The 26,730-nt window shown below is 66.5% G+C and carries 16 protein-coding genes; 8 read left to right on the top strand and 8 right to left on the bottom strand.

What is annotated here, in order from left to right; genetic code table 11:
- Positions 1–18: 18 nt before the first annotated feature.
- Genes A9513_RS09955 through rlmF form a run of 3 tightly spaced genes read left to right on the top strand, consistent with a single transcriptional unit; the run spans position 19 to position 1,951 of the window.
- On the top strand, positions 19–315 hold the full coding sequence (locus A9513_RS09955; RefSeq protein WP_024762881.1) for a helix-turn-helix domain-containing protein: 297 nt from the start codon (positions 19–21) through the stop codon (positions 313–315).
- 9 nt (positions 316–324) lie between these two features.
- Positions 325–903 (top strand): VTT domain-containing protein, encoded by a 579-nt coding sequence (locus A9513_RS09950; RefSeq protein WP_024762880.1) that lies wholly within the window; start codon positions 325–327, stop codon positions 901–903.
- A gap of 58 nt (positions 904–961) precedes the next feature.
- Positions 962–1,951, top strand: coding sequence for a 23S rRNA (adenine(1618)-N(6))-methyltransferase RlmF (gene rlmF, locus A9513_RS09945; protein WP_065084639.1), 990 nt, complete (start codon positions 962–964; stop codon positions 1,949–1,951).
- Positions 1,952–2,005: 54 nt separating this feature from the next.
- Here rlmF and A9513_RS09940 read toward each other — a convergent pair whose 3' ends face one another.
- Positions 2,006–3,529 (bottom strand): MFS transporter, encoded by a 1,524-nt coding sequence (locus tag A9513_RS09940; RefSeq protein WP_065084638.1) that lies wholly within the window; start codon positions 3,527–3,529, stop codon positions 2,006–2,008.
- A 158-nt stretch (positions 3,530–3,687) separates the two neighbouring features.
- Between A9513_RS09940 and A9513_RS09935 the strand changes: the two genes are divergently transcribed.
- Positions 3,688–4,578 (top strand): LysR family transcriptional regulator, encoded by an 891-nt coding sequence (locus A9513_RS09935; RefSeq protein ID WP_024762877.1) that lies wholly within the window; start codon positions 3,688–3,690, stop codon positions 4,576–4,578.
- A 6-nt stretch (positions 4,579–4,584) separates the two neighbouring features.
- Here the strand turns inward: A9513_RS09935 and A9513_RS09930 are convergent, their stop codons facing one another.
- Genes A9513_RS09930 through A9513_RS09920 form a run of 3 tightly spaced genes read right to left on the bottom strand, consistent with a single transcriptional unit; the run spans position 4,585 to position 16,013 of the window.
- Positions 4,585–5,127 (bottom strand): hydrolase, encoded by a 543-nt coding sequence (locus A9513_RS09930; protein ID WP_065084637.1) that lies wholly within the window; start codon positions 5,125–5,127, stop codon positions 4,585–4,587.
- A 52-nt stretch (positions 5,128–5,179) separates the two neighbouring features.
- A complete protein-coding gene (locus A9513_RS09925) occupies positions 5,180–14,242 on the bottom strand; it encodes a hemagglutinin repeat-containing protein (RefSeq protein ID WP_065084636.1) in 9,063 nt (3,020 codons plus the stop codon).
- 13 nt (positions 14,243–14,255) lie between these two features.
- A complete protein-coding gene (locus A9513_RS09920; RefSeq protein WP_083196082.1) occupies positions 14,256–16,013 on the bottom strand; it encodes a ShlB/FhaC/HecB family hemolysin secretion/activation protein in 1,758 nt (585 codons plus the stop codon).
- Between the two features lie 372 nt (positions 16,014–16,385).
- Here A9513_RS09920 and A9513_RS09915 point away from each other — a divergent pair, with 372 nt between their 5' ends.
- Together A9513_RS09915 and A9513_RS09910 are read left to right on the top strand one after the other, a co-directional pair.
- Entirely contained in the window at positions 16,386–17,621 is a 1,236-nt protein-coding gene (locus A9513_RS09915) for a dienelactone hydrolase family protein (RefSeq protein ID WP_065084634.1), read from the top strand.
- 26 nt (positions 17,622–17,647) lie between these two features.
- Positions 17,648–18,454, top strand: coding sequence for a hypothetical protein (locus A9513_RS09910; protein WP_065084633.1), 807 nt, complete (start codon positions 17,648–17,650; stop codon positions 18,452–18,454).
- Positions 18,455–18,521: 67 nt separating this feature from the next.
- Here A9513_RS09910 and A9513_RS09905 read toward each other — a convergent pair whose 3' ends face one another.
- The 4 genes from A9513_RS09905 to sbcD all read right to left on the bottom strand — a co-directional run bounded on the left by A9513_RS09905 (position 18,522) and on the right by sbcD (position 24,496).
- Complete coding sequence (locus A9513_RS09905) at positions 18,522–19,013, bottom strand: Dps family protein (protein WP_037006658.1); 492 nt, start codon at positions 19,011–19,013, stop codon at positions 18,522–18,524.
- Positions 19,014–19,374: 361 nt separating this feature from the next.
- Positions 19,375–19,830, bottom strand: coding sequence for an aminoglycoside 6'-N-acetyltransferase (gene aac(6'), locus A9513_RS09900; RefSeq protein ID WP_038803279.1), 456 nt, complete (start codon positions 19,828–19,830; stop codon positions 19,375–19,377).
- A complete protein-coding gene (locus A9513_RS09895) occupies positions 19,830–23,279 on the bottom strand; it encodes an AAA family ATPase (RefSeq protein ID WP_065084632.1) in 3,450 nt (1,149 codons plus the stop codon). Before A9513_RS09895 ends, aac(6') begins: the two co-directional genes overlap by 1 nt.
- The gene (gene sbcD / locus A9513_RS09890; protein ID WP_065084631.1) at positions 23,276–24,496 is read right to left on the bottom strand and encodes an exonuclease subunit SbcD; all 1,221 of its coding nucleotides are present in this window, start codon (positions 24,494–24,496) and stop codon (positions 23,276–23,278) included. Before sbcD ends, A9513_RS09895 begins: the two co-directional genes overlap by 4 nt.
- A 133-nt stretch (positions 24,497–24,629) precedes the next feature.
- Here sbcD and A9513_RS09885 point away from each other — a divergent pair, with 133 nt between their 5' ends.
- Positions 24,630–25,994, top strand: a complete 1,365-nt coding sequence (locus tag A9513_RS09885; protein WP_054909113.1) for a TAXI family TRAP transporter solute-binding subunit — start codon at positions 24,630–24,632, stop codon at positions 25,992–25,994.
- A gap of 115 nt (positions 25,995–26,109) precedes the next feature.
- On the top strand, positions 26,110–26,730 hold a 621-nt coding region (locus A9513_RS09880; RefSeq protein WP_176707228.1), incomplete at its 3' end, for a nucleoid-associated protein.

The raw sequence follows: 26,730 nt of genomic DNA, 5'->3' as shown, positions 1-26,730 counted from the left end.
CACCAAGGAAACGTCACGATGGAAGTGAGCAAGACCAAGAGCAGTTTCTACCGCCGCCTGTACGTCGCCTGGCTGATCGACAGCGGCACCGCCACCAGCGTCCCGGCGCTGATGGAAGCCACCGGCATGCCCCGGCGCACCGCCCAGGACACCCTGGCCGCGCTGGCCGACCTGGACATCGACTGCGCCTTCGAGCAGCACGACGGCGAGCGCAACAATGCCGGCCACTACCGCATCCGCGACTGGGGCGCCATCGATCCGCGCTGGATTGCCGCGCACCTGCCGAAGATCAAGGACATCCTGCAGTACCCCTGAGCCGCCATCATGCTTGCCGTCCCGCCCGCCCTCTGGCGCTTTCGCCGACTGATCCTGCTGCTGGCATTCGCCGTGGTGCTGGTCCTGCTCTACCGCGCCAGCGGCCTGCACGAGGAATTCAGCCTCGATTACCTGCGCGACGAACTGGCTGACAACCGCCTGCGCGGCCTGTTGCTGTTCGTCGGCCTGTTCGCCCTGGGCAACCTGTTGCACATCCCCGGCCTGCTGTTCCTCGCCGCCGCCGTGCTGGCCATGGGCAAGCTCTGGGGCGGGTTGACTACCTACGCCGCCGCGCTGTTTTCCTGCGGATTCACCTTCCTCATCGTGCGCGCCGTGGGCGGCAATGGCCTGCGGCTGCTGAACAACAAGATGACCCGCGCCATCTTCAGCCACCTCGACCAGCGCCCGGCGACCAGCGTGTTTCTCCTGCGCCACGCCTTCATCACCTCGCCGACGCTGAACTACAGCCTGGCCCTCTCCGGCATCGGCTTCGGGCCCTACATGCTCGGTACGGCGCTCGGCCTGCCGATTCCGCTGCTGCTGTGCTGCCTGCTGTTCGACCGCCTGGGCAGCCTGCTGATCGGCTGAGGCGCGGCAAGCGCATCTGTGGGAAAATCGCCCTCCGCTTTCCAGCCCCACGCCCGCCATGCCGAAACCGCCGAAACGCCCTGCCGCCAAACCCGAGCCCCTGCGCGACCCTGCCGCGAAGCGGCCGAACCTGCTGCACCCGCGCAACCGCCACCAGGGGCACTACGACTTCCCGGCGCTGATCGAGGATTGCCCGGAACTGGGCCGCTTCGTCATCACCAACCCCTACGGCAAGCCGAGCATCGACTTCGCCAACCCCGAGGCCGTGCGCGTGTTCAACCGCGCGCTGCTCAAGGCGCAGTACGGCATCGGCCAGTGGGATATTCCCGCCGGCTTCCTCTGCCCGCCGATTCCCGGCCGCGCGGACTATGTGCACTACCTCGCCGACCTGCTCGCCGAGGACAACGCGGGCAATGTGCCGCGCGGGCCGAACGTGCGCATGCTGGATATCGGCGTCGGCGCCAACTGCATCTACCCGCTGATCGGCCACCGCGACTACGGCTGGAGCTTCCTCGGCTCGGACATCGAGCCGGCCGCATTGGCCTCGGCCCGCGCCATCGTCAATGGCAATCCCGGCCTGGGCGAGGCCATCGAACTGCGCCAGCAGCACGATCCGAAGCACATCTTCCAGGGGCTGCTGGCCGCCGATGAGCGCTTTGCCGCGACCCTCTGCAACCCGCCCTTCCACTCCTCACCGGAAGAGGCCAGCAGCGGCAGCCGGCGCAAATGGAAGAACCTCGGCAAGCTCGACCCCTCGCGCCAGCTGCCCAAGCTGAACTTCGGCGGGCAGAGCAACGAGCTGTGGTGCGAAGGCGGCGAAATCGCCTTCCTGCGCAAGCTGGCGACGGAAAGCGCGACAGTCGCACACCAGGTGCGCTGGTTCAGTTCGCTGGTGTCCAAGGCCGGCAACCTCGACGACTTCCGCCGCGCCCTGAAGAAGGCCGGGGCCATCACGATTCGCACCGTCGACATGGCCCAGGGCCAGAAGCAGAGTCGCTTCGTCGCCTGGACCTTCCTGGAGCCGGAGCACCGTCGAACTTCGCCGTAGGGCGCATAACGCGGCACGCGTTATCCGCCGTCAGCCAGCGCACGGCATGGTCCGTCAGGCCTCGGCCGCCATGGCCGGTATGCGCTCGCGCCCCAGCAGCACGAACACCAGCCCCGCCACAATGAACGTGATCCCGGCGAGCAACGCCAGCACGCGGCTGAACACCGCCGTGTAATCGCTGCGCAGTTGCTCCACCGGCACTTGCGGAAGCTGCTCGACCACCGCCGCCAGGTTGCCGATGGCCAACTGGTTGGCGCTCATCAGGCGCTCCGCCGGGGCCAATCCCAGCGGCTCCAACTGCGCGGCGATCAAGGTTGCCAGCAAGGCACCGACCACCGCGATCGCCACTGCATCGGCGGACACCCGCACCGTGTTGAAGATGCCGGTCGCCATGCCAGCGCGCTCGCGCTCCACGACACTCACCGCCAACCCGTCCATCAACCCCCAGGGCAGGCCGATACCGATGCCGATCATCAGCAGCGGCGCATCCGGCGCGACGCCTTCCGCCAGGTTGCGCGCCAGCCAGAGCAACCCGCCCGCGACGATCAGCAGGCCGATTGCCGACAGGCTGCCAGCGCTGAAGTGCTTTGCCAGAAGCGCTGCGACAAAGGGCACCACCAACAGCGGCGCCGACAGTGCCAGCATGGTCCAGCCGGCCTGCAGCGCGCCCTGCCCCTCAACGCCGATGAAGCGTCCCGGCAACAGCACGATCAGCACCACGTAGGCAAAGGCCGGCGACGCACCCAACAGTTGCACGCCGACGAAACGCCAGTGGTTGAACAGCGAGAGGTCCAGCAGCGGCCGCTGGACACGACGCTCGATGGCGATGAACGCCGCCAGGAGCACGGCACTCGCCACCAGCGTGACGATGACCGCAACGTTGCTCCAGCCCTGTTCCGGGGCCAGCAACAGACCGTAGGTGAACAGGCTGAGCGCGGCGGTGAAGCTGAGCGCACCGGGCCAGTCCAGGCCTCGCGCCTGTGGGTCGCGGGTCTCGCGGCAGAAGTACACGACCACCGGCACCGAAGCCAGCGCACAGACCGCCGGCACCAGGAACACCCAGCGCCAGCCCGGCCCATCGGTGAGCCAGCCGGCCAGCAATGGGCCGAAGGCCAGGCCAACGCCGAAGGTCGTCCCCAGCAGGCTGAATACCCGCGTGCGGATCGGGCCGTCGAACTCCTGCGCGAGCGCCGCCATGGCGGCGGCAAAAGCTGCCGAACCACCGGCGCCCTGCAGCAGGCGCAACCCATCGATGGCCACCACCGAAGGTGCCAGGGGAATTGCCAGGGTAGTCGCGCAGAACAGCGCCAGGCCGACCAGCCAGATGCGCTTGCGCCCATAGACGTCGGCCAGGCTGCCCGCCGCCATCATCGCCGCGCCGTAGGCGAGTACGTAGCCGTTGACGATCCAGTTCAGCGCCACCGCCGAACCGCCCAGTTCATGGGCAATGGCCGGCAACACCACGGCCGGGCCGGTGAAGCACAGGGGAATCAGCACCGCCGTCAGGCTGGCGGCGAGCAACAGCAACCAGCGCGAAACGTCATTGCCGTCTTGTCGAGTGTCGTGGGAGGGATTCATGGTGGGTCCGTGATGATCCGAAGAAGACCCGCTGCACCCTAAACAACCCGGCATTACGGAAAAACAGGCTAGGATTCCGAACATAACGGACACCAATGTCCGCAATTCATACCCTGCCAAGCGGCACAATGGCCGCCCGCCTACACGGATACATTCACATGGACAGCCTCAACGGGCTCCGGGTCTTCCTTCAGGTCGCCGACACCCTGAGCTTCGCCCAGGCCGCGCGACTGCTCGGCCTCTCCGCCTCGGCAGTGGGCAAGAGCATTGCGCGCCTGGAGGATCGCCTGGGCGTGCGCCTGTTCCATCGCAGTACGCGCAGCCTCAGCCTGAGCAACGAGGGGCAGCTGTTCCTCGAACGCTGCCGACGCATCCTCGACGAGCTGGAGGCGGCAGAGCAGGAACTGGCGCTGTCCACCCAGCAGGCCCGCGGCCGGCTGAAGATCAGCATGCCGCTGGTGGCCGGCCTGCTGCCCCAGGTGCTACCGGAGTTCCTGCGCTGCTATCCGCGCATCCAGCTGGACATCGACTTCACCGACCGCCTGGTCGACGTCATCGAGGAAGGTTTCGACCTGGTAGTACGCGGCGGCGAACTGCGCGACTCACGGCTCAAGGCGCGCAAGCTGGGCGATTTCAGCCTGCTGCTGGTAGCCGCGCCGGCCTATCTGCGCCAATACGGTACGCCTCGCCGGCCGGCCGACCTGAACCAGCACCTGTGCCTGCACTACCGCTACCCCAGCAGCGGGCTGGTGCAACGCTGGCCGCTGAACCTTGCGCCGGGTGAATCGGAGCCGCGCCTGGAGGGCGGGCTGATCTGCAATACCGCCGACATGCTGATCAACGTCGCCTGCCAGGGCATGGGCATCGCCTGCCTGCCCGACTTCGCCGTGCGCGGTGCGCTGAACGACGGCAGGCTGGTGCAGGTGCTCGCCGAGCACACCGCGCACCAGGGCAGCTTCCACGCGCTGTGGCCGGCAGGCCGGCGCATGCCGCTCAAGTTGCGGGTGTTCCTCGACTTCCTTGGCGACCGCCTGTTCGCCAGCCGATGAAGCAGGTCAGCGGATGAACTGCCTGCTGATCTCGCGGAAGACCTCTGTCCCAGCACGCTCCAGCCACTCGAAGGCGACCATCTCCCGCGAGACGACCACTGCGCCGGCCTGACGCATGCGCTCCAGCGCCAGCGCCTTGTCCTGCGGACGACGCGAACCGAGCGCCTCCTCCACCACGAACACTTCGCGATCTTCGGCCAACAGGCCGAGGACCGTCTGCAGCACACAGACATGCGCCTCGGTGCCGCACACCACGAACTGCCGGCGATCGCCACCGGGCATCTGCAACAGGCCGGGATCGTTAACGGCGGAGAAGGCGACCTTCTCCAGCAGCTCGCCCTCGTCCAGCTCGTCGCGCAGCGCCGGCAGCGTCGGCCCGAGCCCTTTCGGATACTGCTCGGTGGCCAGCACCGGCACGCCCAGCCGCCGCGCGATGGCCAGCAACCAGGCGCTGTGTTCCAGCACCGATGCGTTGGCGTGGATGGCCGGGAACAGGCGTTCCTGGATGTCGATGATCAGCAGGGTCGACGTACGCGCCTGAATCAACATGGGCAATCCTCTCGAAAATCCCTTTGTCGACCAGGCGCGCGCGGGTGTCAACTCAAGGCTTGAGTACTGCCGGCTTCGCGCTGCCCGCCGCCTTGGTGGCCGCTCCGGATGCTGCGGCGCCTGCGGCAACCTGCGCAGCGCCAGCCCCGATGGCCCGTTGCATCTGCTGTGCCATTTTTTCCTGAACGGCTGTAGCCGCACTCATGCCCTGCTGCATGGTTTGCTCCGTCGATTCCTGCTTCGATTGTGCCCGAGCGACACGTTCGGCATTAAGCTGAGCCCCCAATGTCTGCAGTAACAGTGGCAGTTGATCCAGCGCAGCGGGGGAGAGTGTCTTCCCTGCGGTCGCCCCTGTGCCCCCCACATCTCGCACGCCCGCACCGTCGTTGGCCGAAGCGGCGCCCAGGCTCTTGATCAGCGAATCAATCTGCGCCTGTATCTGCGCGAATTGCGCCGCGTTGTCCGGCTGACTGGCGGAGCTCGACAAGCGAGCGATGAGCTGCTGTATCTGCTCGACAGCCTGGGTCTGCTGAGGGTTCGCCCCGTCTTTGATCTGCTGGACGAGGCCGTTGGCCTCATTCATGGCGTCCTGGTACTGCTGCTGGGCGTCACTGACCGCAGTGCCGGTGCGGGCTGGCAGTCCCGCCACCGTTCCCGGACCGGTCTGCGCCCCGCTGGCGGGTGCAGCTGGCGATGCGGAAGCCTCACTCTCGGCGGGCTTGCCGGCGGTCTGCTGTGCTGCCTTGAGCGCCGCCTCCTTCTGCGCCTGACGTTTCTTCAGTTGCTCGCTCTTCGCATCAGCGGCAGCACTGGCCTGTGCTTTCAAGGCAGCCTCCTTCGCCTGCTGCGCCTGCTGCGCCTGTTCGCGCGCGCCCGCATCGCCCGGCTGCTCCAGCGGGCGACTTTGGGTCAGGTCCGGCGTGCCACTCTGTTTCTGCTTTGCCTGCTCGATGAGCGTATTCAGCTGTGCGGTATCCAGCTTGCCCTTGGCAGGCCCCTCCAACTGCCCAATCAAGTCGTTCATGTGCTGTTCCAGCGCCGCGAGCTTGGCGGGACTAGCGGCCTCAGACTCTCCTGTACCGGTCATTTGCTGCTTCTGCGCGATGAAGGCAGCATTCTCCGCCTCGATCTGCTGCTTGGCCTTCACGAGGTCCTCAATCAATTGCGGCGGGGCTTGCTCAAGCAGCGCATTGATGTCCACCGGCGTCACCCTCACCGCGTCCGTCCCAGCGCCGGCAACCTGCGCGGGCGCGCTCTGGGCCAGCGACTTGAGCATCGCCGCGTCAGCGGTGGTGGTGCCACCGGGGGCCTGAAGTCGTGCGGCAGCCTGGGGTTGAGCCGAAGCGCCCGTGGCCGGTTTGTCCTTCGGGTCCTGGTTCATCTTCAGGTTGAGCTGACGCTCGTCGCTGTTGTCATGGCTGTCGGCACCGACCTTCACCAGCGTCCCGCTGATCTGCGTGCCCTGGCCGGACTCTATGCTCGCCTGCTGGTCCACCACGGTGCCGCCGGCGACTCGCGTGCTGCCGCCCGACTGGATCAGAGTACCGCTGGACGCCGCGCGGTCGGTAGTCGACTCGCCGGCGCCCAGGCTGCCCTTCTTCTTGCTGCCGGCCGCGTTGGTTTCCAGGCCTCCGGACACCTCCAGGCGCTTGCCCTCGCCGGTCTCGGTGCCGCTGGTGGCACCCAGACGAACGTTGCCGCCCGCAGCGATTTCGGTATCCCCGCCGGTGCTCAGGCGAGCGCCCTCGAAATTGCTGTCGCCGCCGCTGCGGATACTGATTCCGCCATTACCGGCCTGGATGCTGGCGCCGCGTGCCAGATCGCTCCGGTCGTTGGACTCATCGTGGGTGAAGCCACCGTTGACCGACGAACTGCCCGCCCGCTCCGTGCTGCCGCCGACCTCGACGCTGGTGGAGCTGGACTGGCTCTCGGCGGTGTCGTGGGCCGCCTTGAAGTTGACGTTGCCGCCGGCATCGATGCTTGCGCCGTTGCCGGCCGCCAGTTGGGTGCCCTCCAGGGTGGTATCGCCCCGGGTGCGGATGTTTAGGTTGCCTCCCGCGCTGATACCACCGACCTGCGCCGTGCTGCTGCTTGAGCTGGACTGCGACTGGCTGTGCCCGGCGGTCATCTCGCCGCCGGCCTTGCCCACCACATCCACCTTGAGCTCGGCATTGGTGCTCTGCGAATGGCTCTCGCTGCTGCTGGTGTCACGGGCAGCCTGGTAGTCCAGCGTGCCGGCCTGCAGGTTGACGTCGCCCCCGGCCTGCATCTGCGCACCAATCAGTCGGGTGGTGCCGCTGGAGCTGGAGTTGATGTTGCCGCCGGCCTTGTAGCGAGTCGTCACCGCCTGGGTATCGCGCTGTTCGGCGCTTTCGCTGCCACCGTCATAGCTGGCGCGTATACCCACCCCTGCGCTGGCACCCGCGCCGGCTTGAGTTTCGCCCTTGTGATTGGCACCGGCAGCGGCTTCTGCTCCGGCGCTCGCACCGACACCAACCCGCGCCTCGTGGTGGCTGCCATCGTTGCTGCTGTACTGGCTGTCGCTCACCGCCACATCACGGATTTCCCGCGCCGATTGGTGGATGTCACCGCCGGCCTCCAGCTGGGTTCCCTGGTCGGTAAGGGTGCCCGTGGCGGTGCGGGTGAGCGTGCCGCCGGCCTTGAAGCTGGAGGTCACCTGCCTCACCGAACCGCTGGTTTCGCTGCTGTCTTCGCGCTGGTAACGCAGCCCGGCGCTGCCGTTGGCTTCACCGCCAACGCTGGCTTCGGCCTTGGCGCCGGCGCCGGTGCTACCCACCTTGCCATGGGCGCCAGCGGAGGCCTGGGCGCTGGCATCACCACCAAAGTAGACGCCAGCCGTTTGCGAGGAATGGTCGCTGGAATGTTCGTCGATGTCCTGTGCAGCGCGGTTGTCGATGTTCTTCGCAGCGATGTTGATATCGCCGCCGGACACCACATTCGCCCCGACGAAGGTGGCGTTGCCCTGGCTGCTCAGGTTCAGGTCGCCGCCGGCCTTGAGCGTCGAGCCGCTGTTGCGCAGGGAATAATCCGAACTGCTGTCGTGCTCGGTACGCACACCGATGGTTGCCGTCCCCTCGGCGCTGGCCGACGCTGCGGCCTGTGCGCCGGTCTTGGCGCCAGCGGGTACGCCGGCCTGGGCTTCGGCGCTGGCCTGGGCGCCCGCCTGCGCGCTGCCGTCGCTGAAGATGCCGGTTGACTCGCGGGAGGTGCTGGTGTTGCTCCAGGTTTCGTTACGGCCAGCAAGCACTTCGGTGTTTCCGGCATTCAGGGTCATGTCACCGCCGGACTGCACCGTCGAGCCTTGCACCTTGAGCGTACCGTCGGTGTTGGCACGCAGGTCGCCGCCTACCTGCAGCGTCGAACCGACGCTGGTCCGCGAGCCGGAGTTGCTGGTGGTGGTGGTGTGCTCGGAGAACTTCAGGTCGCCGTTGCCGGAGGCCTGCGCGTCGGCCGTCGCCTCGGCACCTGCCGACGCCTTGCGCCCTTCGGCTCCAGCGTGAGCGCCGCTGCCTGAGCTGGACGAAGCGTTGCCGGCGCCGCCCACCTTGAGGAAGGTCGTAGTCTCGGTCGTCTTGCTGTGGCGCTCCTCGTCCAGCCCATCGAGTACATTGATGCCCTTGCTGGCATCGATGTCGGCATCACCTGCGACCTTCATCGACGAACCCTGCAGGGCCATGCTGCCCTTGGAGTCCACGCTGGCATTGCCGCCGACGGTGATGCCGGAGCCGGCGTTGGTGCCTTTGAAGTCGTCAGTGGTAATAGTTTCGCTGCCCGCGAGCCCACCGCCGACACCCAGTCCGGATACGTGACTGCTGGTCTGGGTGGAACGCGTATCCTGGCGTGCCTCGAGGCTGAAGTCACCGCCGGTCTTCACGGCCAGATCACCGCCCGCGCCGACCGTCGAGCCGGCAATGGTGGTATCCCCGCCGCTGCTGATCGCCAGGTTGCCGCCGCTGCTCAGCGTAGAGCCGATGTGTTGATCGCCGGTAGTGGTCTGCGATCCCCAGGCGTTGCCGCCGCTGTGCTCCGGCGCGACGTAGCCAGTGGTGGTGGTCGTATGGCTGACGATGGTGTCGAAGGTGACATTCTCGCCGGCGGTGAGTGTCGCATTGCCCTGGGCGGCCACGTTGCCGCCGGTAACGGTGAGGTCCTTGCCGGCATTCATCGCCAGGTTGCCGGTCGACTCGATGCTTGCCGTGTTGCCGATGCTCGTCGATGCGGTATGGCTATCGCCATTCTGCTCGGCCAGAGTCTGATTGCGAATGCTGCCCTGACTGGACGCCAGGCTTACGTCGCCGCCGCGCAGGGTGCCGCTGGTGTTGCTGATATCGCCGCTGGTATTTACCGTCAGGCGGTTGCTGCCAGCAATGGTGCCGCCGGTGTTGTTCAGACCGGAGCCACCGATAGTGATGTCATTGGCGGCAATCACGGCCCCCGTGGCGACCGACGCGATGGTGTTCGCGGCAAGATAGACACGCGGCGCCAGCACCTTCTGGCCACCCACCTGGACTTCCTCCATCCAGACGATGTCCTGGGTCAGCGAAGCGGCCTGCTCGGTTGTCAGCGGTTTGCCGAATTCCAGACCCAGCGATCCGCTCTGGGCATAGGCCTGATCCATCATCTGCTTCATCTGCTCAGCTTCGTTGGCGTAGCCGTGGATCACGTTGCTGCCGATCTGCTGGATCAGCTGCTGGCGGATCAGGTAGGCCTCGTAGTCGGCATCGCCCAGGCGTTTCTGCAGGGTGTCGGTGTCGTATCCGTAAAGTCGCGCCAGGTAATCCGAGCCCAGGTAAGCGGAGCCAACGGCGAATAGCGGGTTGGTTTCGATCAGGAAGCCCGCGCCTGGCTCGCGGCTGATCACAAAGTAGCCGTTGGGATTGCTGGGCAGGCGCAGGTCCAGGGAGGCGAAGGACAACGGGCCTCCGGCGACGATACCCGCGCGCCCGGCTGCATCGATGGCGCCCAGCGAACTGACACCGCTGGCCACTGTACTGCCCTCCCCCGCGCTGCTGCGAGTCTTGACGGAACCAGAGATCAGACCGCTCTGGGCAACCCTGGTAGGGTCGCCAGCATAGGGAGAACCGGCGTTGTTCAATGTGCCCGAGGTGAAGCGAAAATCGCTTGCAAAGATCCCGGCACCGAAGCCACCCAGGTTGGTCGGAGTTCCTTTGCGCACGGCCCCGGCGATGGATGCCTGCTGGGCCCAGCGTTCCAGCTCCGCAGGGAAGCTGCCACCGGACATCTCCTCGCTGCGAGCCCACCCCCAACCGGGGTTCCAATCCCACATGTCGTTGTCATCGTCATCCGGGTCACCGTCCCAGCCATCGCGATTGGGGTTGATCCTGGCCCAGGTGACGAAGTGGTCATCCGCCGACGACTTCTCATCGTCAACTCGAATCCAGCGACGGGTGTAGTCGAATGAATAGAGGGTCAAGTCCTCGTTGGTAAACGTCCCCGTGCCGCCAATCGAGACGTTGCTCGCCGAGAGCACAGCGATCTTGTTGAGGCCGGAACCACCGTAGTTGACGCTCAGCCGGGATCCGTCACCGGTGGCAATGATGCCCGCCTTGGGCAATGCCCGCAGCGCGCTCTCGCTGATTCCCACCAGATACTCACGCCGGGTGAAGTCTTCTTCGTAGACCCAGGCGTTTATCCCCTTGTCGAGACTGCCCTCGTTGGCAATCTGCCAGGAGTTGCGGTTACGAATCTCCTCTGCGCCACCCAGCGCCTTGCTGATGGATTGCCCGCTGGCCAGCGTGGTTTCGTTCGTGAAGCTACGGATAACGCTGATGGCGATATCACCCAGCGCCACCACCGAGCTGTTGTTGACGAAGTCGTAGCTGTTGCTGGTCACCCCGCCACTACTGTCGATAGTCGCGCCGACGCGGTTGTATACGCCGTTCTCGGTGGCGTTCAACCACAACCACTGCCCGGCATACAGCGCCCCGTAGTTGTCGATCGCACCGCTGGAAGCTCTCACATCAAGCTCGCCCAGGGACGACAGCCCACCCGTGTTGTAGTTGCTGATACTGCTGGCGTTCAGATTGAGGTTGGCGTTGGCGTGAATGGCACCGTAATTGTCCAGCTGATTGCCAATACTGAACTGACTGTCACCGGTGGGGCCGCCGGCAACAATGGCCGCGCTGTGGTTGTTCGCGGCGCCGTTGGTCAGCGAGTCCAACTGCGCGGTGATCGTGCCCGCCGCGCTGGCCTTGCCCTGGTTGTCCAATGAGCCGCCGTACAGGTTCAGCGCATTGCCGGCCAGCAATACGCCGGAAAGGCTGTTGTTCAGTGCGGCAAACCGTGCGGCGTTGTCGCCGATGCGCAGGTTGCCGGCCGCCTGGATACGCCCGGTGTTGGTGAGATTGGCCGCCGTGGCGGTATCGAGGCTGAGGTTGCGGTCCCCCAACAACCTGCCGGTATTGCTCACATCACCCTGTGCGTTCAGCGCCAGATCCCCCGCGCTGTGCACCTGCCCACTGTTGCTCAGTAGCCCGCCGCTGGTCAGCGACGTGGCGCCCGCCCCCTCGATATTGCCGCTGTTGTTCAGCGCACCGCCCTGCAACAGCAGGCTGCCCGAGGCGTACTGGGCCCACAGCGTGCCGCTGTTCTTCAGCGCGTCGCTGCTGGTGATGCTCAGGCTGCCAGCCGATTGCAGTTGGCCCTGATTGTCGAAGCTGCCCAGGTTGAAGTTGTCCTGGCTGCCCGCCACGGTGGACGCCAGCAGCTTGCCCGCTGCCGCATTGAGCAGGCTGCCCGTCGTGATTTGCGTACCGGTCCCCGCCTGGATCGCGCCACGGTTCTCCAGTGTTGAGCCCGCGAGCACGAGACGCCCGCCGGTCAGCACCTGGCCGTTGTTGAACAGGGCAACGCGGCGATTCAGCTCGCCCAGCGCCAGCCCCGTGCGTCCTTGCAGCAGCCCCAGGTTGCCCAGGCTGAAATCGCCCAGGGCCGAGGTCACGCTCAGCGCGCCATCCGCGATGACCTGGGCGCCGGCGCCGTTGCTCAATGCGCCCCCCACGTCCAGGTGCAGGTCGCCGGCGCTTTGCAGCGTGCCATTGTTGACGAAGCTGTCGGCCGCAGCCGAGCGAGCGGTAGCTCGCAAGTCACCGCCTCCATCCAGCACACCGCTGTTGTCGATTCGCTGTGCGCTCACGTCCAGCGCGCCATTGCTACCACCATGCGCGCTATCGAGCGCCAGCAGTTTGCCGCGGTTGCCGAGCACCCCATCGGCGTCGATGCGCAACGCGCCGGCCGACTGCACAGTCCCCTGGTTGGCCAGCGCGCCACTCAGGCGAATCTGCGTGTCCTTGCCAGCCACCGTTGAGCCGAGGATCTGCCCACGATTGTCCAGGCTTCGCGCGTTGATCTGGCTGCCGTGCGTCGCCTGCAGCGTGCCGGCATTGGTCAGTGCGCCGGCCTGGATCGCCAGGGTATCGCCCAGCAGTTGGCCGCTCGCCTGGTTGTCCAGCTTCAACTCGCGCCCGGCAGCACCCAACCGCAGCGCACCCGCCGCCTGCACGGTGCCGCTGTTGCTCAAACCGGCGCCCTGTACATCGAGATCGCCGCCGCTGAGCAGTTGCCCGGCGTTCTCCAACTGCCCGGCCGCTTCCAGGCTCAGGCCACTCTGCGCCTTCACCTGGCCGGCGCTGCGCAGGCTGCCGGTTTCCGATGCCAATTGTGCACGGGTCCCGGCGCTCAGTGTCGCCGTGCCCAGGTTCACATCACCGCGGCCGCGCAGATCAAGACCGCTGCCGGCATACAGGCTCGCGCCGCTGGCCCCCACCTGCAGGCTGCCGAAACGCAGGGTCGATGTGCCGCCAGCCCCCCAGGCGGAACCGTCCACCGCCGCATTGCCGCTGATACTCAGGCGCAGGTTACGGGCGGCGAAGCGACTCTGGCCCGCGGAGCTGTCCAGCAGGCTGGCAGCGCTCACGCCAAGGTCGCGCTCGGCGGTCAGCTTGCCAGCGTTCAGGCTGACACCACCGACGCCCGCATCGAGTCCGATATCGCCCTTGGCGCTGAGTTCGGCGTTGCTGCCATTGAGTTGCAGAGCGCCGCCATCGACCTGGCTGCCGGTGTACTTCACCGCCAGGTTCTGCGCGGCGCCAACCCGCCCGTTCAGCTCGATCCGCCCGGAAGCGCTCAGGGTGAAGTCACTGGAGCTGGCCGCCTCGCCGCGCATGCGCACGCCAACGCCATCTTCGGTCGCGAGCAGGCGGATGCGGTTGGCGTACATGCCGCCCAGCGCCGTGGAGTCGATGGCGTAGGCCGGTTTGTCGCCGTCCGCCGCCAGGGCGTTGACGGAGCGATCGGCATAGTTGAAGCGGTTGCTGCCGGCGACGATGCCGACATCCTTGCCGTTCACCTGGCCATCGATCAGCACGTTGCGCGCCACCAGGTCGAGCACGTCCTGGCGCTGGCTATCCAGGCCCTTGCCGGTGACCAGGATATCGCCACGGTTGACCTGGAAGCCGCTCACCGAACCGTCCGCGCCCAGCACCGGCTGGCCAGTGGTGAGAGTCGCGCGGTCACTGTTGATGAAACCACAGCCGGCGCAGGTGATGCCGTATGGGTTGGCAATGATCACGTCGGCCTTGCCGCCGAGCACTTCGGCGTAGCCTTGCAGGCTCGAACGATTATTCGCCACCACCTCGTTGAGGATGACCCGCGCCTGATCGTTCAGGTTGAGGTTCGGCATCACCTGGCCTGCCAGCTGTGACTGCAGGGCTCCCGTGCCCGTCTTCGCCGAGTTGTTGTTGAGCACCTGGCCGCTGGGGTCGATGTTGTACTGGATGTAGCGGTTGTGCGAGACACCGGCGGCATTGCCGGCAGCGATGTCGATGACCTGCACACCGTTGCCGGCTCGGTAGGCCTGGGTGTTGCCATCGGCGGTTTGCACCCCGCCGGCCAGCGCCGACTGCGCGTAGAGCGCGGCGGACAGGCTGCCCAGCACGAACACCCCGATCTTCCCGCCCGCCCCTGCGCTCCCCGCACCGGCCGCGCCGCGCTTACCCTGGGAGCAGGCGTGCTCCGAGGCGACGACGAAGGCATTGCGGCACAAACTCCAGATCACTCGATAGACGTGGTTCATGACGGCTGCTTCCTCAGAAACTCAGGCTGGCGCTGAAGTAGGTGGAATCGCTGGGGCGATCGAGAAAATCCGGCTTCTCGAGAGGCCAGGCGTGGAAGACATCGAGGTTGAACACCCCCAGGGTGCTGCTGACGCCCAGCGCCGCGCCGGTCAGCTTGCCTTGCGGCAGGCCGGGCTCGCGGTTCCACACCTTGCCGTGGTCCAGCGCGACATAGGGCCGGATCTGTCCGGCCAGGCCCTGGCGCAGGGCGAAGCTGCGGTGCAGGTTGAGTTGGTTGCGCAGGAACCAGCCGTTGTCGCCCGACAGGCTCTGGTCCTCGAAGCCGCGCACGCTATAGAGGCTGCCGACGAGTATCTGCTCGGAGCCGTAGAGCACGTCCTGCGCCTTCTGCCCGGTGAACTGCGAGGTGAAGCTCCACGACTGGCCGAGCATCAGGAACGGCCGGAACCAGTTGGCGCCGTACTTGAACGCGGTGTACTGCGCACGGGGCGCGTAGTCCGGCAGGCCGGACGGGTCATCCAGCGCATCGAACAGTTTCAGGCCACGGGAAACCCCAGCGTTTACGGTGAACGAGCCGCCGAGCAACTGGGTGGTGAAGGACGAATCCAGGTCCAGCACGGTCAGCTTGCGACTGCTGACGTCCAGGTAGATGTCTTCCAGGTAGTTCTTGAAGTCCTTGCGGGTCAGCGTCGCCGACAGGTTCCACAGTGATTGCTGGCCACGCCAGGCCACGTAGTCGGTCCGCAGCGAGTAGAAACTGGAATCGCCGCTGGTGCGCAACCGAGTGCCGCCGGCCGTACGGATGTGGCTGGCGTAATGGGTGTCGGAGGCATTGAAACTGACCGTGGCGTAGCCGAAAGGCACCACGTAGCTCAGGTTGCTCAGGTACGACGCGCGGCTGCCAGCGTCATAGGGCACGGCACGCCGATGGGTGAGGCTGAGGAAGTCGTTGAAGCCCAGCGGGTTGTCCAATGCCAGGTTGGCGCCGGCCTGGTTCTGCCCGGTGGAATCCTGGCCATAGTTGTCGTAGGTGAGGTTCAGTCGTGCCGGTCGCATGGGATGGTTGCTGAACAGCACCACACTGTCACCCGGTGCACTGCCCGGCGCGATGTCCATCACCGCGTCGTTGGAAGGCAGACGGTTGATCTGGTCCAGCGCCTGTTCGAGATCGCGCAGGTTCAACGGCTTGCCGACCACCCCGGGCGCGACGTTGGGCACTGAGATGGAGCCGGCGCCGCCGTCCTCCACGCGGATCGTCTCGACCCGGCCCTCCTCCACGTCCACCGTCAGCGTACCGCCGGAAAGATCCTGCGCCGGCAGGTAAGCCCGCGCCGCCACATAGCCCTTGGCGATATACGCCGCGGTAATGGCCGACAGCACCTGCTCGATCTCCCGCACGCCCAGACACTTGCCTTGGTAGGGCTGCACCAGCAGGTCGACGCTAGAGGGGCGGATCAGCTTCGCACCGCGCACCTCGATAGAGCGGATATCCCGGCAGGGGCCTTCGGGCAGCTCCCGCGCCTTGCCGGCCGGAACCTGCAGGTGCGTGGGTGGCTCGGCGGAACTGCGGTCCTGTTGCTGTTGCTGCTGCAGGCGTTCGATCGAGTCGCGTTGCAGGCGGTCGGCCTGGCGCACCGCGTTCTCGATTACCGCACCCGGCCCGGCGGCATTGCCAGCGCCGGGCCACAATGCGGCGAACAGCAGAAGGGAACAGCGGCCGATCGTGCGCAGCGCGCTACCGATCATGGATGCACATCCTGGCAGGGACATCGTCGAACCTCTCCTCGGTTTGGGAACGCCCACCGCAAGACGCCGAGCAGACAGATGCCCGGTACGACGGGGGGCTGGGGGACGAGGAGAAGGCTGCCGTGGCAACGGCGCTCAGGAGATCGAAAGGGAGACAGCCACGACGGCTGCCATCAGCGGGCACGACGACTCGACCATGCCCTGGGTCTCTCCATGATCCTTCGAACTGCGTCCTTTGGGTGGGATCAGCTTAGGGAGGGCGGTGGCGGCCGCACATACGGCAAGTGTCGTATTTTTGAGACACCTTTGATGCGGGAGCACCGGTCTTTCCGATGCCGGTGAATACCGGAATAATCCCGTCCGACAGAACAACAACGAGCCAGACAGGAGTGGACCATGGGCAAGAGCATCAGCATCGCCGCGCGTGACGGCAGCGGCAGCTTCAGCGGTTATCTCGCGGTACCGGCCAGCGGGCGTGGCCCCGGCGTGGTGATCGGCCAGGAGATCTTCGGCGTCAACGCCAACATGCGCAGCATAGCCGACAGCTACGCCGAGGAAGGCTACGTCGCCCTGGTACCCGACCTGTTCTGGCGCCTGCAGCCCAACCTCGAGCTGGGCTACAGCGAGGCCGAGTTCGGCCAGGCCATCGACCTGTTCCAACGCTTCGACGTGGACAAGGGCGTGGACGACATCGCGGCCGCCATGGACGCCCTGCGCGCACTGCCGGAAGTCGAAGATCGCGGCATCGGCTACGTCGGCTTCTGCCTGGGCGGCAAGCTCGCCTACCTCACCGCCGCGCGCACCGACGCGGCCTGCTCGGTGGGCTACTACGGCATGGGCATCGAGCACCTGCTGGACGAGGCGCAGAACATCCGGGGTCGCCTGGTGCTGCACTTCGCCGAGCAGGACGTGTATTGCGACGCCAACGCCCGCGCGGCCATCGGCGAGGTGCTGGGCAAACTGCCAAAGGCGGAGATCTACAGCTACCCCGGCGTCGACCACGCCTTCGCCCGCCCCAACGGCGTGCACTTCGACAAGCCCGCCGCGCTGATGGCCCACGAGCGCAGCATCGGCGCGCTCAAGCGCGAGATCGGCCCGGACTTCGACCTGTCGAAACTCTGGGAAGACCACATCCACCACGAATTCGCGGCCCGCGACGTGCCCGCCACCATGGCAACCATGGTCGCCCAGCCTTACGTCAACCATATCCCCACCATGACCGGCGGCGTCGGCCAGGACGAACTGGCGCGCTTCTACCGCAACCACTTCGTCCACGGCAATCCGCCGGACATGAAACTGGTGCCGATCTCCCGCACCGTCGGCGCGCTGCAGGTGGTGGACGAATTCGTCATGTGCTTCACCCACTCCACCGAGATCGACTGGATGCTGCCCGGCGTGCCGCCCACCGGCAAGTACGTGGAGATCCCCATGCTCGGCGTGATCCGCTTCCGCGGCGACAAGCTGTGCCACGAACACATCTACTGGGACCAGGCCAGCGTGCTGGTGCAGATCGGCCTGCTCGACCCTGCCGGCCTGCCGGTGGCCGGCGTGGAGACGGCGAAGAAGCTGCTCGACGAGAGCCTGGTTTCCAACACCCTGATGAACAAGTGGAAGGACAGCGACGGTCGCTGATCCTCCGCTCGCACAAGGAGCCACTGATGTACCCCATAGGGAAATGGACCTGCGCCGCGCTGCTGGTACTTGCCGGTAGCGTTGGCGCAGCGGAGCGCACCGCACAGCCCTGCGACGACGCCACCCTGCAGACCCTGGCCGGGCTGCTCGGCCAGCAGGGCTGGCAGGCACCGGAGTCCGCTGCGGCAACGCCGGTGGTCGCTGCCGCCTGCAAGGCCTGGCCGGATGATCCGAAGCTCGAGGTGGTCGCAGTCGCCTACAGCACGGCGGACGACAAGACCGAGCCCGGCGAGCGCAACCTGAACCTGCTGGTCGGCCAGTTCGACACGGCCAGCGGCAAGCTGGTGACGCGCGTCGACGACAGCATCGGCGAGGACGCCATGGTGGAGATCGACAGCTCCAGCCTGTGGCTCGACACCGCCCGCTATCGCCTGGCGCCGGATGTGCGCGGTTTCGGCCTGGTCATTGGCAGCGTGGCGCGCGGCGCGAGCTGCCCGGACGCCTGGTCCTACGACGACTTCAGCCTCTACGCGCCGCAGGGCGCCAAGCTCAAGGAAGTCTTCCGCACCTACCTGCGGCAGTGGACGACGTTGGAGGGCCAGACTTGCAGTGATCAGCGCACGGTCATCGAACGCTCGCAACTCACCCTGTCGATGGGCCAGGAAGTCCATCACGGCTATGCCGACCTGATCGTCACCTCGAAGGTGCAGCGCGAATCGGCGGGTGAGAATGTCGGCGCCCCAAGAGTTGTGCGCAAGACCGTCAGCTTCGACGGCGAGCGCTATCCGTTCGAGGAATTTTCCACCTTCTGGCAGAGCCAGCCGGCACTGTAGGAGCAAGCGCGCTCCTACAAATACCAAGGCCGCCCGAAGGCGGCCTTGGTATTTCTTGTCGTACCGATCAGTGCCCGGTGTTATCACCACGGCGGCTGGTCTCGAAGAGGAACCAGGTGCGCTGCTCGGTCTCGTCGATCCAGTTCTCGATCAGGCTGGCAGTGGCGATGTCGTGGTACTCGTCGCACAGGCCATGGACCTCGCGCATGTAGGAGGTCAGCGATTTGTTGTCCTCCTGCAACTCGGCCAGCATGTCCAGCGGCTGCACGAACTCGGCATCGTTGTCGAGGATGCGCTTGAGGCGCGCGATGTGGCCGATGGAGCGGATGGTGTTGCCGCCGATCTTGCGGTTGCGCTCGGCAATCGCGTCGGTCATCGCGAAGATCTCGGTGGCGTGGTCATCCAGCAGCAGGTGGTAGTCGCGGAAGTGTGGACCGCTCACGTGCCAGTGGAAGTTCTTGGTCTTCAGGTAGAGCGCGAAGACATCCGCCAGCAGGCGATTGAGCGCCGCAGACAGATCGCGGGTGGCGTTCTTGCTCAGGTCTGACGGCGTGGCCAGCGCGGGCGCACGGCGCGGGACGGCCTTGGCAGCAGCCGGTTTTGCGGCAGGCTTGGCAGCAGCCGTCTTCGCAGCAGCGGGTTTGCTGGCAGCGGCCTTGGCGGCCGGCTTGGCAGCGGCCGGTTTTGCGGCAGGTTTGCTGGCCGCTTTCGCAGCCGGCTTCGCGGCGGGTTTGGCCGCTGCGGGTTTCTTCGGAGCCGATGCGGATTTCTTCATCACCAATCACCTCTACGAAAGATCACGATACCTGTGGATGCCGACCCAGGCGGGAGCGGCTGACTTACGCGGTCTTGAGCCTATCTCGCCTGACGTCGATTGCAAGTTGACCGCAGTGCCGCGCTCGCGTTCCTCCTGATGTGGATCAACCCCGCAGCGGCTTTCTGAAGTACACGACACGCTCGGTTTCGATGAAGCCCAGGGCACGATGAAGAGCATGGCTGTCGGTATTGTCGAGCGCCGCATCGGAAGCGAAATCCAGGCAGCCGAGCGTGCCGCCCCAAGCCTGCACCACGCCCACCAGAGCCCGAGCCACGCCTTGCCGGCGGGCGTCTTCGCGGACGTAGATGCCCTCCAGAAACAACACCGGCGAGCCCTCCGTGCCGTTCACGTAATCGCTGCGCACAGAGGCCTCCGCCAGCCCCAGCGCCCTGCCCTTTTCGTCGCGGGCCAGCCAGGCGCCGTGGCGTTGCGGCTGCGCGAGGATGTCCCGCGCCTCCGCAACGAACGCGTCTGCATGATCGCCCGGCCAGAGTTGCAGACGCAGCTCGATCCAGTCGGGCAGATCCCGTTCTTCGCAGCGGTGCACGGAGAGGCCCATCAGGCTTTCTCCGGGTCGAATCGGAACTGCTGGTCGAGCTGGCTGTAGCCCATGCCAACGCCCTTGTGCACCTTGAGCTGCACCGGAATGCGCTCCTTCAGTGCCTCGACGTGGCTGATCACGCCAATCGTCTTGCCCGTGGCGTTGAGGCTGTCGAGGGCATCCAGCGCGACTTCCAGGGTCTCGCCATCGAGGGTGCCGAAACCTTCGTCGAGGAACAGCGAGTCGATGCTGGTCTTGTGGCTGACCAGGTCGGACAGCGCCAGCGCCAGCGCGAGGCTGACCAGGAAGCTCTCGCCCCCGGACAGCGTCTTGCAGTCGCGCGCCGTGTCGCCCTGCCAGGTATCCACCACTTCCAGCTCCAGCTCGCCATCGCTGCGCCGCGCCAGCTGGTAGCGTCCATGCAGGCGCTGCAACTGGCGGTTGGCAAGGTGCACCAGGTGATCGAGGGTCAGGCCCTGGGCGAAGCGCCGGTAACGCGCGCCGTCGGAGGCGCCGATCAGGCTGTTGAGGTGCTGCCAGAGATCGTGCTCTTGCTCCTGCTTGGCGATATCCGCGAACAGGCTCTGCTGGCTGGCGCGACGGTTGTCGTCGCCCTGCAACTGGGCGCGGATTTCGCCCTGGCACTGACCCAGCTCGCGCAACTGTGCAGCGAGCGCCTGCAATTGCAGGTCGAGTTCCTCCAGCGGCAGTTCGCCGTGGGGTTCTGCCTGCAAGCGCTCGACATCCTGCGCAGCAGCGGCACGCAGGGTGACGGCTTCGGTAATTGCCGTTTCCAGGCGCTGGCGCAGTTGGCTGAGTTCGCTGCGCTGGGCATCGTCCAGCAGCGCGGCAAGATAGGTCGACTCGTCGGCAAAGGGGCTCGCCGCCAGCGCCTGCTGCCAGCTCGCCAGGTGTTCGGCGAGACGTGCCTGCTCCTGCTCCTGCCGCTCGCTCAGCGACTGCTCACGGCCTCGCAAGGCATCGGCCTGGCGCTGGGCGGCCGCCAGTTGCTCCTCGGCCTGCACCAGTGCCTGTTGCGGCGCCGCGTGAATCACCAGAGGCAGGCGCGCATCGAAGCCGGCGGCCTGCCAGCGCTGCTGCCATTGCGCGGCGAGCTGTTGCGCCGTGCGGGCAGCCTGTTCGGCATCCCGCTCAGCGGCTGCCAGCTCCTGGCTGCGCTGCTGATCCTGCTGCCATTGCTGCCATTCTGCCGAGCGCTCGGCCAGCCAATGCTCGCCGTCTTCCGGCACGCTGTAGCCCAGCTCGCCGAGTGCGGCGGCCAACGCCTGGTCCTGCTGTAACAGCTCCGCGCGCTGGGCCGCGAGCTGCTGCGCGCGCTCTTCCTGGCGCTGGCGTTCATGGGTTTGCTGCTGGTCGAACAGCGCCAGTTGCTGTACGGCCTCGGCGTGATCGCGCTCGGCGCGCTGGCGTTGCTGTTGTGCCTGCTGGAGCTGGTGCCGGTGCTCTTCCAGGGTTTTCAGCTGCTGCAACAATGCCGTCAGCGAAGCCTCGTGGCGCTCGCGTTCGGCGTGGAGCTGCTGGTCGTCGTCCAGCGCTACCCCTTGTTCCGCGCAGAGTTGCTGCCAAGCCTGCTGATGCTGCACCAACGCGGCCCGCGCTTCGTCCAGCTGGCGCTGCCCCTGCTGCAATTGCGCCTCCAGCCCGGCCAGCTCGCCACGCAGGGCAATGCCCTCGCTTTCCAGCTCGGCCAATTGCTGGCGCGCCTGCTCCAGCGCCGCCTGTGTCGAGGACACATCCAGCGCCTGGTAGGCCGCCACCGCCGGGTGCTCCTGAGAACCGCACAGTGGGCACGCCTCGCCGGGCTGCAACTGCGCACGCAAATGCTCCAGCTGGTGAATGCGCTGCTCCTGCTGCAGGAGCTTTTCCTTGTCGGCAACCTGCTGCTTGGTCGTCTGATAACGCTCGCGCAACGCGACGATAACCGTTTCGCGCTCGGCCTTGCGCTGGTGCAGCGCGTCCAGCTCCGGCTGGCAGCGCGCCAGTTGCGCGGCGGCCTCGGCGCGGGCCCGGGCCAGTTGCTCCAGGCGGTCCAGCCCGCGGCTGTGCAATTGCCCCTGCTGCAGCCGCTCACGCAGCTCACCTTCGGTAGCGCCACCCAGCAACGCCGAGAGCTGCTGCTGATGCTGGCCTTCCTGTGCGCCTGCCGACTCGACCTGCTGTTGCATGAAAGCGACGTTGCCTTGCAGGGTCTGCCGCTGTGTCGTCGCGCTCTGCAATGCCTGGTCGGCCGTCTGCGCCTGCCGCTGCACGTCGGCGATGGCCTGGGCCAGGCGCGAACGCTGGGCGAACTGTGCCCGCCAGCCGCCGAGCAGCTCACCCAGCTTCGCTCGCTGCGGGTACTGCGCCAGGCGCGCCTGCAGCTCCTGGCGCTGCTCGCCAAGGGCCTTGCGCTCGCCCTCGCATGCATCCTGCGATTGCTGGGCATATTGGTTCGCCGCCCACAGCGCCTGGGCGATCTCTTCTCGCCGGAGCGCCTGCTGAGCAAGATTGTCCTCCAGCGCCGTGCGACCCTGATCGACATTCTCCCGGGTGCTTCGCCAGGCCTGGTGCAAGGGCTGCAGACGAGCAGCGGGCTCGCTGTCCGCCAGGCGCTGCAGATCGGGTCGTGCCTGCTCCAGCGCCTCGCGGGCAGCGGATTCCTTCGCGCCGGCCTGCTCGACCTGCTGCTGCGCACGGCTGAGGTCTTCGCACCAGCGACGCTGCGCCTGGAGGGCCGACTGCTGCGCCTGCAAAGCCGCTTCCTGCACCGCAGCATCGCGCCCCTGCTGCTCCAGCTCGCCGCGCTGTTCGGCGCTGAGCAGTTCAACGCCGTCGGCGCGGGCGCGCAGTTGGTCCAGCGCGCCGCGAATTTCACGGGTGCGCTCGAAGACGCGCTGGGAAATCAGGCCGTAGATCTCCGTGCCGGTGAGCTCCTCCAGCAGTTCCGCGCGCTGGTTGGCGTTGGCCTCGAGGAAGGCGGCGAACCCGCCCTGGGCCAGTAGCATGGATTTGGTGAAACGCTCGAAATCAAGGCCGGTGAGGGTCTCGGTCTGCTTGAGCTTGTCGTTGATCTTGTCGGTGAGGATCTGCCCTTCGCCGGAGGCGCGGTCGATACGCACCAGCTCCACCTTCGGCGCCTGCAACGCGCCTTCGGCCTTGTCACGGGCGCGACGCTGGCTCCAGAAGGCGCGATAGGGCTGCCCCTTCACCTCGAACTCGACTTCGGCGAGACAGTCGGCAGTATGCCGGGTCATCAGCTCATTGCCGCTCTGCGACAGCACGCTCATGCGTGGCGTACGGTGGTACAGCGCCAGGCAGATGGCATCGAGCAAGGTGGTCTTGCCCGCTCCGGTCGGCCCGGTGATGGCGAACAGGCCGTTGCCGGCGAAAGGTTCGGCAGTGAAATCGATCTTCCATTCGCCCTTCAGCGAATTGAGGTTCTTCAGGCGCAGGCTGAGGATTCTCAAGAGCGTTCCTCCTGCAGGTCGGCGACGACCTGTCGGTATAGCCCGGTCAGTCGTTCGCGCAGCGCTGCGTCCAGTTCCTCGGCGTCCAGCCGCTGGCGAAACACATCCTCGGGGCTCAGCTCGTCGAGGGTTTCCTTCGCTTCGCTGAACAGCGCCGCCTGCGCGGTGCCGCGCTCGCGGCGGGTGCGCAGGACGATCACCGGCAGTTCTTCGCAAAGCTTCTCGACGCGTAGCTGGATATCAGTCAGGTAGTCATCGGTGTGCACCATGACTTCCAGCCAGACGGGTTGCTCCGCACTGCCTTCGCGGGCGACGCGGGCCAGTTCGGCGGGCAGTTCGGCAAGGCTGCCGGACACCGATTTCAGCGGCTGGAAGCGCGGCACCGGCAGCGCGGTGACGCTGCGCAGGCCACTGTCATCCAGGTCCACCAGCAGCACTTCCTTGCCCTGGGTCGCCTCGTCGAAGCTCAGCGCAATGGGCGAGCCGCAGTAGCGGATGTGTTCCAGGCCGCCGACCTTCTGCGGCCGGTGGATGTGGCCCAGGGCGATGTAGTCCGCCGCCGGGAAGGCGCTGGTGGGAAAGGCTTCCAGGGTACCGACGTAGATTTCCCGCACCGACTCGCTGGCGCTCGCGCCCACGGTGGTGAGATGGCCGGTGGCGATGATCGGCAGGTGCCGGCCGAGGGCCTCGCGCTGCGCCTCGGCGCGCTCGAACAACTCGCGGTAGTGCGCCTGGATCGCCTGCTGCAGCGCCAGTTGCTTGTCCTGCGCACTCTGTCCGGCCTGGCTGGTGAGCACGTCGCGTGGGCGAATGAAGGGGATCGCGCAGAGAATCGCGCCGGGCTGGCCGTCACGTTGCGGCAGCACCAGCAACTGGCGCTCGAGGTCGGTGCCGACCGCGGCGATCACCTGCGTATCGAGGCAGGCGAGCAGGTCGCGGGACTCTTCCAGCATCGCCACCGAGTCGTGGTTTCCACCCAATACCACCAGGCGAGCGCCGGTATCCCGCAGCTCGACGATGAAGCGGTTGTACTGTTCGCGGGCGTAACTGGGCGGCGCGCCGGTGTCGAATACGTCACCGGCGATGATCACCGCATCCACGGCCTGCTCGCGCACCTGTTCGATCAGCCAGGCGCAGAACGCCTGGTGCTCGGCCTCGCGGCTCTTGCCCATGAAATGCTGGCCCAGGTGCCAGTCGGAGGTGTGGAGAATGCGCATGCCGTGAAGTCCGCAGCCATATTTCGAAGCTGGGGATGATAGCGGTTAAGGCTCCATCGGGGGCGGATTCGCCGGCCGCCGCCGCACAGGCTGGCTATCTTTTCAGGACAGCACGTCGTCACAAGGACTTCCCATGCAACGCCTTCTGAACATGCTCAAGGACCTCGCCATCCTGGTCCGCGCCAACCTCTGGCTGGTGCCGGTGCTGGCTGCACTGGTCGCCGCCGTCTTCTACTTCGTCGCCCCGCCGCCGCCGATGAGCGCGACCCTGGCCACCGGTGCGCCGGGCGGCGGTTACGCGGTGTTCGGCCAGCGACTGAAAGAGGAGCTGGCCAAGCAGGGCTTCGACCTGCAACTGGTACGCACCGCCGGCTCGCGGGAAAACCTGGGCAAGCTGCTGGACGGCAAGAGCGGTGTGGACCTGGCACTGGTGCAGAGCGGCCAGGAGCAGCAGCTTGAACCCAAGCAGCGCGAGCACCTGCAAACCCTCGGCGCGATGTTCCAGGAGCCGCTGTGGCTGTTCCAGCGCCGCGAGGCGAAGATCGATCGCCTGGCCGACCTGCTCGCCCTGCGCGTCGCCATCGGCGGCGAAGGCAGCGGCACCGAAGCGGTGACCCAGGCCATCCTCAAGGCCAACGAGATTCCCACCGAGCCCCTGCCGGCAGGCTGGCAGGCGCGCGGCGGCAACGCGGTGGCCAACGAACTGTTGGCCGGCCAGCTGGACGCGGCCTTCTTCGTCGGCCCGGCGGAGAACCCGCTGGTGCAGCGCCTGGCGGCCAGCCCCGAGCTCACGCTCACCGGCTTTCGCCGTGCCCACGCGTACGAGGCGCGGATTCCCTTTCTCAAGCGCGTCGATGTCAGCGAGGGCCTGCTGAACCTCGCGCAGAACGTGCCCGACCAGGACCTCGCTACCCTTTCGCCGGTTGCCACCCTGGTGGTCAATGGCGACTTCCACCCGGCGCTCACTCCGCTGATCCTGGAGGCCGCGCGAGCCGTGATGAAGAGCGGCACCCTGCTGGACCCGGCCGGCGCCTTCCCCAGCGCCGAGCCGCGCACCCTGGCCCTGCAGGAAGATGCCGAGCGCTACTACAAGAGTGGCCCGCCGCTGCTGCAGCGCTTCCTGCCATTCCGCATCGCCTCGCTGGCGGATCGCTACATCATCCTGCTGATCCCCTTCATCGCCATCCTCATTCCGCTGCTCAAGTCCATCGGCCCGCTGTACCGCTGGCGCATCCGCGCGCGCATCTACCGCTGGTACCGCTACCTGCGCGAAATCGACCGGCGCCTGGACGAACGTACCGGCAGCGCCGAGCTGAGCACCGAAATCGAGCGCCTGGAACAACTGGAAGCCGAGCTGGCCAAGGTCGAGGTGCCGCTGTCCTACTACAACGAGCTGTACGAACTGCACCTGCACCTGAACTACGTGATTCGCCGCCTGCGCCAGCTGCGCCGCAATCGGCGCGAGCGCGACGAGGGGCTGGCACCGGCGGCGGACTGATCGGCGTCGCGCATCCCGGTGCCTTGTCGGGTAAACTCTGGCGTTTTCCAATCCGCCCGCCCCGCCGCCGCTTCGATGCGCGCGGCGCCGCCGGCACTGAACATCCGGGTCCGCCATGCCGATTCGCCACGCCATCGTCCACCTGATCGACAAGAAGCCCGACGGCAACCCCGCGACGCTGCATGCGCGCGATGCCGAGCTGGGCGACTCCCAGGCCATCGAGAACCTGATGGCCGACCTCAACGAGAGCTACAACGCCAAGCCGAACAAGGCCTGGGGCCTGTTCCAGGGCGAGTCCGGCGCCTACCCGTTCAGTGGTTGGCTGGGCGAGTACCTGGACAACGGCAAGGACTTCGTCGCCTTCTCCAAGCAGGCGGTGGAACACCTGAAGACGCTGATGGAAGAGTCCAACCTCTCCACCGGCGGCCACGTGCTGTTCTGCCATTACCAGCAGGGCATGACCGATTACCTGTCCATCGCCCTGCTGCACCACAGCGAAGGCGTGGCGGTCACCGAGGCGCTGGAAGTCACCCCGTCGCGCCATCTGGACCTGGGCCAGTTGCACATGGCTGCGCGGATCAATATCTCCGAGTGGCGCAACAACAAGACGTCCAAGCAGTACATCTCGTTCATCAAGGGCAAGGGCGGCAAGAAGGTCTCGGACTACTTCCGCGACTTCATCGGCTGCACCGAGGGCGTCGACGGGCCGAGCGAGACCCGCACCCTGCTCAAGGCC

Source organism: Pseudomonas sp. AU12215 (genome assembly GCF_001675465.2).
GTDB lineage: Bacteria > Pseudomonadota > Gammaproteobacteria > Pseudomonadales > Pseudomonadaceae > Pseudomonas > Pseudomonas nitroreducens.
This window is presented reverse-complemented; position numbering and strand designations above follow the sequence as displayed.